The organism is Mesorhizobium sp. M0340, assembly GCF_040321535.1.
Classification (GTDB): Bacteria; Pseudomonadota; Alphaproteobacteria; order Rhizobiales; family Rhizobiaceae; genus Mesorhizobium.
In genome coordinates, this window is record NZ_JAMYRR010000039.1 from 24,453 (window position 1) to 34,742 (window position 10,290).

General features: G+C 59.9%; 5 protein-coding genes and 6 pseudogenes. 9 read left to right on the plus strand and 2 right to left on the minus strand.

What is annotated here, in order from left to right:
• The first annotated feature begins 538 nt into the window (after nucleotides 1-538).
• From NKI79_RS30975 to NKI79_RS30990, 4 genes and pseudogenes are all read left to right on the plus strand, one after another.
• Nucleotides 539-1,948 carry a glycerate kinase type-2 family protein gene (locus NKI79_RS30975; protein ID WP_352806960.1) on the plus strand — a complete coding sequence of 470 codons (1,410 nt, stop codon included), beginning with the start codon at nucleotides 539-541 and terminating at the stop codon, nucleotides 1,946-1,948.
• A gap of 2 nt (nucleotides 1,949-1,950) precedes the next feature.
• Nucleotides 1,951-3,225, plus strand: a complete 1,275-nt coding sequence (gene eno, locus NKI79_RS30980) for a phosphopyruvate hydratase (protein ID WP_352806963.1) — start codon at nucleotides 1,951-1,953, stop codon at nucleotides 3,223-3,225.
• A gap of 60 nt (nucleotides 3,226-3,285) precedes the next feature.
• Entirely contained in the window at nucleotides 3,286-4,407 is a 1,122-nt protein-coding gene (locus tag NKI79_RS30985) for a tyramine oxidase subunit B (protein ID WP_352806965.1), read from the plus strand.
• A gap of 317 nt (nucleotides 4,408-4,724) precedes the next feature.
• Nucleotides 4,725-4,875: pseudogene (locus NKI79_RS30990) on the plus strand (IS21-like element ISCARN4 family transposase); the annotation flags it as partial.
• Here the strand turns inward: NKI79_RS30990 and NKI79_RS30995 are convergent.
• Nucleotides 4,864-5,295 (minus strand): annotated as a pseudogene (locus NKI79_RS30995) (IS21 family transposase); the annotation flags it as partial. The pseudogenes NKI79_RS30990 and NKI79_RS30995 sit on opposite strands and share 12 nt — an antisense overlap.
• 53 nt (nucleotides 5,296-5,348) lie before the next feature.
• Here NKI79_RS30995 and NKI79_RS31000 point away from each other — a divergent pair.
• The 5 genes and pseudogenes from NKI79_RS31000 to NKI79_RS31020 all read left to right on the plus strand — a co-directional run bounded on the left by NKI79_RS31000 (nucleotide 5,349) and on the right by NKI79_RS31020 (nucleotide 8,836).
• A pseudogene (locus NKI79_RS31000) lies at nucleotides 5,349-6,003 on the plus strand (hypothetical protein).
• Nucleotides 6,000-6,209 (plus strand): hypothetical protein, encoded by a 210-nt coding sequence (locus NKI79_RS31005; protein ID WP_352806968.1) that lies wholly within the window; start codon nucleotides 6,000-6,002, stop codon nucleotides 6,207-6,209. The pseudogene NKI79_RS31000 and the gene NKI79_RS31005 overlap by 4 nt, the downstream one beginning before the upstream one ends.
• A gap of 247 nt (nucleotides 6,210-6,456) precedes the next feature.
• Nucleotides 6,457-6,876, plus strand: a pseudogene (locus NKI79_RS31010) (Mu transposase domain-containing protein); the annotation flags it as partial.
• Nucleotides 6,873-7,393 (plus strand): annotated as a pseudogene (locus tag NKI79_RS33380) (ATP-binding protein). The pseudogenes NKI79_RS31010 and NKI79_RS33380, both read left to right, overlap by 4 nt.
• A gap of 444 nt (nucleotides 7,394-7,837) precedes the next feature.
• Nucleotides 7,838-8,836, plus strand: a complete 999-nt coding sequence (locus tag NKI79_RS31020) for a succinylglutamate desuccinylase/aspartoacylase family protein (protein ID WP_352806970.1) — start codon at nucleotides 7,838-7,840, stop codon at nucleotides 8,834-8,836.
• Nucleotides 8,837-9,277: 441 nt separating this feature from the next.
• Here NKI79_RS31020 and NKI79_RS31025 read toward each other — a convergent pair.
• A pseudogene (locus NKI79_RS31025) lies at nucleotides 9,278-10,217 on the minus strand (IS5 family transposase); the annotation flags it as partial.
• Nucleotides 10,218-10,290: the final 73 nt, after the last annotated feature.

Here is a 10,290-nt window from a genome sequence, read left to right on the forward strand (position 1 = left end):
CCAAGGCCGACGTGTTGCGCAGGCCGAGGTGCCGATCGGAGCAAGGCCCTGGCAGCCGCCCACAAACGGCTAATGGAACTTTCGATGCGGAAGGCGTCATCGGGCACAGGCACCCTCTCTTCAAACGGCTCTATTGTTACGCAGCGAGGAGGCCTGCCGAGGTCCGGCGAGAGGCCGGCTCGGCGCCGACACGCTATGGATCCACTGTGCCTGCCCGCGCAGAGGCCGGGTCTCGAGGTCGAAAGCGATCAAGGGTATGCGGGGGACCTTCCTGAAACAGGCGGGCAGCTATAATCGAGATCGAGCATTGCTAGCGGCGGGCGCGCGGCGCCGAGTGGACGGCTGCGTGTGCGCTACGGCGGTTCTCTCCGCCAATTGCTGCAATGGACAGGAAGCGAGCTACACGCAATCGGGGAAGATAACCCTGCGCTCCCACCGGCTATCCGTCCAATGATTGTTTGACAATCGTCTATAAATCATTCATTGATCAACCACTGTCGCCGCGCGCTTTCATCGCAATCTAAGCTTGGGTGCCCCAGTGAGGAAAATCCGAAACTCAGAGGAACTCCTTGGACAGGGTGACATTGCATCTCGCCGAATCGTTCTCGAAATTGCCGATCGGACACTCGATAGGCTGGATAGCTATCGGCGCATCCGCAGTATCATGCGGATGGAGGGTAGCGTGCTGCATATCGGCACGCGCTCCTGGGATCTCTCGAAGAAACGCAACGTCTATCTTTTGGGCGCCGGCAAGGCCTGCAATCACATGGCAATGGCAGTGGATCACGTCCTTGGCGACCGCCTGACGCGCGGCGTCGCCATCGTCAAGATCAGCGAAGAGACGGATCGTTTGAATAAGACCGAAGTGTTCGTCGGCGGGCACCCGCTGCCAAACGAAGAGGGCCTCTGCGCCTCTAAGAAAATGATTGAGATCGTCGATCACGCAGGGCCGGACGATTTGTTCATTGCGGTGATCAGCGGTGGAAGCTCCGCCCTAATGTCCTGTCCGATCGATGGCATTTCTCTGCAGGACGAGATCGACACGACCGATATTCTGCTGAAGTCCGGGGCCGGCATAGTCGAGGTCAACGCCGTCCGCCGGCATATCTCGGCGCTGAACGGCGGGATGCTCGCAAAACGTATTCAGGCCGTCGGCGCCGAGCTGATCGGCTTCGGCATCAGCGACGCGGTAGGCTCACCTGCCACTGGCGACATCGCTGTGCCTTATGCGGCCTACAAGAGCACGCCGATCGGTCCTGACCCGACGACGCTAGACGACGCGCGCGCCACGATCGTCAACTTCGACGTGGCCGACCGCCTGCCGAAGAGCGTCGTGGACTACCTCATGAATGCCGGTCCTGACAAGGAAACGCCGAAAGCTTTCCTCGACAACACCTATTTCCTGCTCAACACGCTGCCGGACTCCTGCATCTATGCCAAGGAGGCCTGCGAGGAGATGGGCATTCCCGCCATCATCGTCACCTCGTTCCTGGAAGGCGAGAGTCGCGATGCAGGTACCTTCTTCGCCTCGATGGCGCGGGAAATCCAGAGCTACGGCAATCCGGTCAAGCCGCCCTGCGTGATGCTCAGTTCCGGCGAAGTCACGACGCAGATCCTCGACAACAGCTCAATCAAGGGACATGGCGGGCCGGGCCAGGAAATGACGGTGAGCTTCGCCATCACAGCGGCCAAGACGAAAGGTGCGTGTCTGCTCTCGATCGACAGCGAGGGCACGGACGGGACGACGAAGGTTGCAGGCGGCATCACCGATTCCAGCAGCCTGAAGGCGGCCGCTGGCAAGGGGGTCAGCCTCTATCAGTCGCTACGCGAACATAGCTGCTTCGAGGCGCTCTCTGCCATTGGTTCCACGATCTTCACCGGGAACACCGGCACCAACCTTTGTGACCTCAACATCCTCTTCGTCCCGGCGATTGAGGGGGGTCGATAGCCATGGAAGACAGGATCGCATCCGTCCGGGCTCAGCAGATCATTGACTGCAAGTGCCGACCCGCCGTGGAGGTCGAGATCCGCACCGAAAGCGGCGCAATCGGCCGGGGCGCAGCCCCCACCGGGACCTCGGTCGGCATGCACGAGGCGTTCGTGCTGCGCGACGAAAACTTGGCGAGCTACAAGGGCATGGGGGTCCACAAGGCCGTTGACAACGCAGTGAACGTCATTGGGCCGGCGTTGATCGGCATGAACGTGTTCAACCAGCGCGCCATCGACGAGAAGATGATTGAGCTCGACGGTACGCCGGACAAGCGCAATCTTGGCGGCAACACCATCTATTCGGCCTCAATCGCGGCTTTTCGTGCAGCGGCCGACGCGCACCGAACCCCGCTCTACAAATACATTGCCGGCAGGGATATCCGTACCGTACCGGTGCCCTGCTTCAACGTGATCAATGGCGGCCACTACGAAACGTTGACCCAGGCCTTCAACGAATTCCTGATCGTGCCCTATGGGGCCGACAGCGTGGACTTGGCCGTCGAGATGGCGGTTGCAGTGTTCCAGCAGCTCTCTGACGTCCTGACGAAACATCTCGGTCACAAGCCGCAAGTCGCGAGTTCCTATGGCTACGCGGCCCCTTCGGACGACCCGGAGGTGATCCTGTCGATAATCCAGGAGGCGATCGACGCCTGCGACTATACTGGTCGCATTGCCTTCGCACTCGATTGCGCCTCCAGCGAAATGTACGACCGCGATACCGGCACCTATCTGCTGAAGGGCAAGCGTGTGTCGACCGATGAACTGATCGCATACGCCAAAGCGCTCACCGAAAAATTCGATCTCGTCTTCATCGAGGACCTGCTCGATGAGAACGATTGGGACGGCTACAGCAAGGCGGCTAGGGAGCTCACCCACACGATCGTTCTCGGCGACGACCTCATCGTAACCAACGCTGCCCTGCTCAAACGCGCCTACGAAGCCCGTGCCGTCGACGGCTTCATCCTGAAACCCAACCAGGTCGGCACGATCTCCGAGGCGATGGATGCGCATCGCTTTGCCCGCGAACACGGGATGATCTCGGTTCCCTCAGGCCGTTCCGGCGGCGTCGTCGACGACGTAGTGATGGATCTTTCCGTCGGTCTCGAAGTGCCCTTCCAGAAGAATGGCGCACCGCGTTCGGGAGAGCGCATCGAAAAGCTGAACTTCCTGATGCGAGCCAACGCGGCAAGCCCCGGCTGCCGTCTCTACGACATCAAGCCCCTTCTCCGCTTCTGACTCGGGCGCGCGGGGAAGCAGGAACACGAACTTCAATCAACCATAGAAGAGGTTGCCTCCATGTATCCCAGGATCGATTTTCTCTACCTTTCTGAGCCCGACATGATCGCCGCCGGCGTTCTCGACGCGGAGCGCTGCGTTGACGTGTGCGAGGAAACCTTCAGCCTCCTCGGCAAGGGCGACTACCTGATGGGCGGCGCCAACCACAACAATCATGGCATGAACATTGTCTTTCCGAAGGAAACGAAGTTCCCCAACATGCCGGTCGCCGGACCGGACCGTCGCTTCGCGGCCATGCCTGGTTATCTCGGTGGACGTTTCAACGTCTGCGGCAACAAATGGTACGGTTCCAACCACGCCAATGCTGAAAAGTGGCTGCCGCGCTCGATTCTAACCGTGATGCTCAACGACAAGGACACCGGCGCGCCGCTAGCGCTGATGTCGGCAAACCTTCTGAGCGCCGCGCGCACGGGTGCCGTACCGGGTGTTGCCGCGAAGCACCTTGCCAATAAGGATGCGAAGATTGTCTCCGTCGTGGGCTGCGGTCCCATCAACAAGGCCAGCTTCAGCGCAATCATGACTCAGCTAAAGGCAGTCCAAAAGGTCGTGTGCTTTGACCTTTTTCTCGACAAGGCAAAGGAATTTGCCCGTTGGATTCACGAGACACACGCCGTGAACGCGGTTGGCGTCGATGAGCCTGAGGCGGGATTCCGCGATGCGGACGTCATCACCGTCGCCGCCTCGCGCCTGAAACCACTCCACTTTAAGGACGAGTGGATCAAGGAGGGTGCCACCATCCTCGTGTCGGGTCCAGTGAACTCCGATGAGTCCTTCCTGACCAGCGCCAAGATCGTCTATGATCACACACCGCTGCAGGAAGCCTATGTCGAGGATGCGATCGCCTCGGGCGACAAGGAGGCCTACTATAACGGCGTCATTGGCGGACCCTTCTACCACCTTATCGATGCGGGCAAATTGCCCGCTTTGAAGGACTCCACCGGTCTCGGTGACGTCGTCAACGGGAAGAAGCCGGGCCGCGAGAATGCGAAGGAAAGGGTGATATTCATAGCCTGCGGCATGGTTGTTTTCGATATTAGCTGGGGCTTCGAAGTACTTGGGAATGCAAAGGCAATAGGCATCGGGCAGACCCTGAACCTCTGGGAGAAGCCGAGCCAAGGCTAACTCGCTCTGCCAGCTGCCTTCTGGGCCGAGGGAAACTGAAACTCCCACGGCATACCACCCACCGCGCAGATGTAATCGTGATATCTTATTCTTTGCAAAATTCCACCGCATGCTGGCGGTACCGCTTGTGCACCGACTCGCGGAGGAGGCGAACGTCGATTTCGCCGATGGCCCTCTTCGTCAATGTCCGCCGCGACGACGACTGTGGCTTTGGGCTGGCGGTCTCCAAGGGTGCTAAGAGCGATCAACTTAGCTGCGAACAGCGCGCCAGCGCCACCTTCCGCAATCGCCACTCTGCCGGCGCGGCGATGCAGACCGACCACGCCGGCCACCGTCCCGGTGATCGATCCGGCCACTGGCGAGATCCGGCCGGCGCAGATATTCGTCGCGGTTCTGCCGGCCTCCTTGTACATCTTCGCCTATCAGAGCTTCACTCAACAGCTGCCGGACTGGATCGAAGGCCGACACGTGACCTCCAGGAATGCCTCCGTCGTCTCGGCCGGATGGGCCTTCACGAAGGGTGCATCCGACTGCGGCAGGTCCATGCAGAAGAAGTGGAGCTTGCAACGAACACCGCCGATCACGCCGACAGCCTCCCCAAAATCCACCTGCGCATGGCCCGGCGGATGCGACAAAGGCACGAACGTCTCGCGACTCCTGGCACGAGCAATCCGGACATAATCCTTCACCACAGTGTAGCCGCCGCCGAAGCCATGCTCGTCGCGCAGTCGCTCGAATATCCGCTTGGCCGTGTGCCGCTGCTTCACCGGGCCCGTCCGGTCCGCCTCTAGGATCGCATCGAGGCTTCGTCACAGGCTTCGTGCGCGTATCGCCCGGCGGCAACGAGAACCGGCACATCTTCAACACCCCGAAAACACGGGCCGCCTCCGGCTTGCGGCAAAGGTTCATCTTGCCGATATTGAGACCACCGAGGGCGAGGCATGGCCCGTCTGCCCGCGCAATCAGCTCAAGGCGGCGATCGCCGATCTCAATTCGGAGTTCGGATTGACGATGACCGCCGGTTTCGAGCACGAACTCTAATCCAGGGTTTGCAGGAGGATCCGACGCCGGCCTTCTCACTCGGAGGAAGCCGCGCCGTTTCAGCATTCTCCCTTGCTACAGGAGGATTCGCGCTGGAGCAATTCGCGGCTGAATACGGAGCCCACCAGTTCGAACTGGCGAGTCCGCCGGCCGACGCACTTGCGGCCGCGGACCAGGCAGTCTTTACACGCGAAGTGATCCGCGACGCGGCGCGGATGCGCGGCCTCAAAGCCACATTCATACCGAAGACCGATCGGGGTTTGCCTGGCAGCGGCGTGCACATCCATTTCAGCTTGTGGCGAACGGACGGTTCGCCGGCTACCGCCCGGGGTGGGAGACTTACCCCGGAAGCAGGTTCCTTCGCGGAAGCGTCGATCCGCTTCTGCCCAAGGCGCATCGACGCTGAAGGCTGGAATCGCCTCGCTGGAATTTCGAGTCGCTGACGCGACGGCCAACCCCCATGTCGCTCTGGCCGCGCTGATCCGCGCCGGCCCTGATGGCCTTCGTGAGCACCTGGCCGCGCCCGTGATGTCGACCGAGATCCTGCAACCATGAGCGAGTCTGAGCGTCTTTCAGTCGGCGCTCACGGGTTGCCTATCTCGCTTGCCGAGGTGCTTGCGGGAATAGAGTCCGACGGCTGCGGCGTGCGCTGCTTCGGAGGTCTCTTCTGGCGCGCCTATCACGCGGCACGTCTCAACGACATCTCTGACGCGGAGAAGGCCGGAGAGGGCTATGTCGAGCGGCTTTCCCTCGCCATATAGAGCGGTGTCAGGCCTTCCTCATTATCCCCGACACATCGGCTTCAGGCGCGCTGCGCTCCAACTCGACCGCTGCCTGCGTCAGACGCAGCCTTGGCTATGACCTTCGCACCGACAAGCCGATAGTCCGCCGCTTCATCTGGTTCGCCAATTCACCGGCGCGCCAAGACAGATAGGCTCGACACGGAGCTTTTGATGCGCGCCTTCCTCGGCTGGCTGCCTAGCGACAATGCCTGACTGCACGGCACCACAACGGATCGTCCGTGAAGCCCTCGCGGCCGAGAAGCCGTAACTCCAGCCGGTTCCGGCGGTTCCCTTCGAGGCTTTTCTCAAGCCGGAACGTCGTGTCAGCCATGACGGTCTCGTCTCGGTCGGCGGCAATTTAACAGCGTTCCCGATCGAACCCGGCGAGTGGTCGAAGTTCACCAGGCTTGCCGATGAGGTCCGCATTCTCACGAGGGCCGGCTGGTTGCCAGCCATCCCGTTCTCGAAGGCGTCGGCAACACCGGGTCGATCGCCGCTCATCTACGGGGAGTGGCGCGTCAGGCGGGCGGGGAAGGCCAGCGAGACCATTGTCGTGGGCCGCCTCGGCGGTCGTGTCGCCTGTCGTTCGCTCGACTTCTATAAGGCCGTCGGCGAGCGACTTGCGGTTGCCGGGAGCCGGCCATGAGCATGCTGGCATCCACGATCGACAGCATCAAGGAGAGCCTGGTCGGACTGCGCATGCCGCGGGCTCTCGAAGCGCTCGACTCGACGTTGCGGCGGATCGAGCAGGGCGAGATCGACGGCATCGAGACCTTCGATCATTTGCTGGTCGAGGAACTGACTTTGCGCGAGAGCCGGCGCATCAAGGCCGCCCTGATGATGCGCCCCGCGGTGGAAATCTGTCTTCTTCCAGCTTGTCAACGCGCGCTGCGAAAAGGGCGCTATGATCCTCACCTCCAATCGCGGCTTTGCCGAATGGGGCGAGGTCTTCGGCGATCCTGTCGTGGTCAACCGCGCTGCTCGACAGGCTTCTCCACCATGCCGTCGTCGTCCAGATCGAAGGATAAAGCTATCGGCTTCGCCAGCACGCCGATTTCGTTCCCGAGCATGTTCGCTCCAAAGCGCTCATCAATCCGCCACCGCCGCCGAAAAAGCGCGGCCGCCCTACGGGAGTGAAATCGACCGATCAAGAACGCGGCTGATCACCGACCCCTTCACCCGCTAAACTAGGGAAAATTGGATGCCCACAAGCGCGGAAACTTCGGTGCCCAAAGTCACCGCCGATCATCCACGACGCGTAGCCAAAGCCCTGGGATTGGCGGCGCGATAGCCACTCGATACGACCGGCGCGCCGCATCACATTCTTGAGCTTCGTCCAACTCGCCTGCGCCTGCTTGGATGCGAAGAATGTCGGTTCAGCCTGGGACGACAGCTGTCTCCTTGGGACAGGCTTGCTCCGGTCATCTGAAAACACGATGGGTCCACGCGGGACATTGTATTGGCGAACTTAACGAAGCCTGGCGCATACTCTCGCAGAGGCGTTGCGGGAGGAAATTCGTGTCAACCGAAGTCGTGAATCCGACGGGAAATTGCACGGAACTTGACGACGAATAGCCTCGGAATTCCATATCACGAAAGTTTGAACAATGAGCGAAGCATCACACCTTACGTTTGATCTCGACAAGATTGGAATAAGCAAGGGACACCTTATTGTCTCCAAAGGCATCGACAGCGAAGCCCTTTCGCTTCCGGTCATCAGCCTCAATAAAGGGGAGGGACCGCGTCTTCTCATCACTGGCGGATGTCATGGCGATGAATTGGAAGGGCCGATTGTCGCGCAACGGCTTGTTGAGTGGCTGCCTGAAGTGCAAACATGCGGAAGGGTCATCATCGTACCAGTGCTCAATCCGCCAGCCGTGCAGGCGTCTAGCCGGAACACGCCGATCGACGGCCTGAACCTAAATCGAGTATTTCCGGGCCGAGCGGACGGATCAGTAACCGAACGCATCGCAGATGCAGTTTCCCGCCTGTTGTTGCCAATGGCTGACACCATATTTGATCTGCACAGCTTCGGAGCACTGTGGGAATTTGCGCCGGCGGCCACGACGCATCCCATTGCTGATCCCGATCTCATGGCCAAGACGATCAGAATGGCAGAAGCGTTCAAATTACCGATGACGTTGGTCTGGGAACATCCAGAAACGCCTGGAATGTTCGATGTTTTAGCCCAAAACCAGGGCAAGGTATTCGTTTGTCCCGAACTTGGCGGCGGAACGGTTGGCGCCGAAGCTCTTGCGATTTACGAAGCTGGGGTGCGCAACGCACTCATCGCACTCGGAATAGTCAAGGGAAAAGCCGACTATCCGACGTTCCGTCAACAGAAGTCCGGCCACACTTTCGAAACGCGCCGCTCGTCCGACGAGCTGAAATCGCCTGCGCGAGGTATCTTCGAACCTCGCTGCTCGGTGTTGGATAAAGTGAACCAGGGAGATCTCATAGGGATTTTGCATCCAATGGAATCGCTGCCCGCTGATGCCGTTCAGATCCGCGCGCCTGGCACATCCATCGTTTACGCCGTTCGATCCGGAGCATATGTCGACGTAAACGAAGGAGTAGCGCTCCTTGCTCGACCCTTAGACCGCTGACAATCAGATGCGATTGTCGGTCGCTAGCGAAAGCTAAGGCTTACAACCCAATCACTGGAGGACAAAAATGGAAAGAGCAGGTCACGTAAAGGGGTGCGGGGAGATTGACATACTGGCCAACAGTGCAGCTACTCTGTCAAACGCTAAAGGTCACTCGGACCACATGCACCTTTTTGTCTAAGCAGGACCCGGCGTTTACGCGACTTTTTGAAGTACTGGACGATCTCCCGATCGACGACACTCATTGTTCACCTTATAACCGACCAAAATGCCGTTACAACTCCGCAGAAATATCTAGAGCGTATATCATAGCGGGATTTGCCGTGCCAAGCTATTTTCCGCTTGGCATCTATGCACAATGGGTGAATGGTGACGAGCCTACGAAGTATGATCTCGATCGGAAATACGGTATTCAAGACAAAGTTAACGGAATCACATTCACCTTTCTAACAGTATATTCGTCAAGTCATAGCCGCTATGCCGGGTGGTGCGCCCGTCGATCGCGGAACTGCGGCCGCTCATGTTCTGCGCCACGTGCGGCGTCACTCTCATCGAGCGCAGCTCATTGACGAAGTCTTCCGCGTCGTAGGCTTTGTCGGCGCCGAGCGTGATCGCCTGTGCCGGTCGGCGCGAGGCTCGATCATGTGCAGTGCGGCTACCCGTTCGGCATGCCCGTCAGCCAGCGTCAGGCAGGCGTCGACCAGCAAGCCATGGCGGTTCTCCATCAAGCCATGACCCATGAAGCACAACTTGGTTTCCTTGCCTTTGCCCTTCCGATAAAGCCGGGCATCCGGATCGCTAGTCGAGGCATGTGTGTCGTTCGAGCGCTTGTGGCCATGGAAATCCGCTTCCGCGTTTTGCCCGCCGCCTTCAGCCGGCGGCTCGCCCGAGCCGTCCTTCGGTTTGACGCTCTTCATCGACGCCACGCCTCGATCAGTGTGCCATCGACCGAGAAGTGGTCCGTAGACAGAAGCTTCTTCACCTTGGGCTGCGCCAGCACCGCGCCTAAGAACTTGGCCGCGATGTCACCTTCCAGCAACCGGTCGCGGTTCTTCGAGAACACCGAATGGTTCCAGGCCGCGTCATCGACGCCGATACCGACAAACCAGCGGAACAAAAGGTCGTATTCCAGCCGCTCCATCAAAAGCCGCTCCGATCGGATCGAGTAGAACGCCTGCAGCAGCATCGCTCGCAGCAGCTTTTCCGGCGGGATCGAAGGCCGCCCCATCGGCGAATACAGCGCCGCCAAGTCCCGCTCCAATGCCGCCAGCGCCTCGCTCACAATCGCCCGAATACGGCGCAACGGATGATCGCGCCGCACCCGAGCCTCGAGATCAACATAACTGAACAGTTCGCCAGACCGTTCGTCACCACCGCGCATGCCTCGTTCTCCGAATCTCTCCGGAGACACTGAATCACGCTCACAGCCCCGCTGCGAGCCACTTTTTCAACAG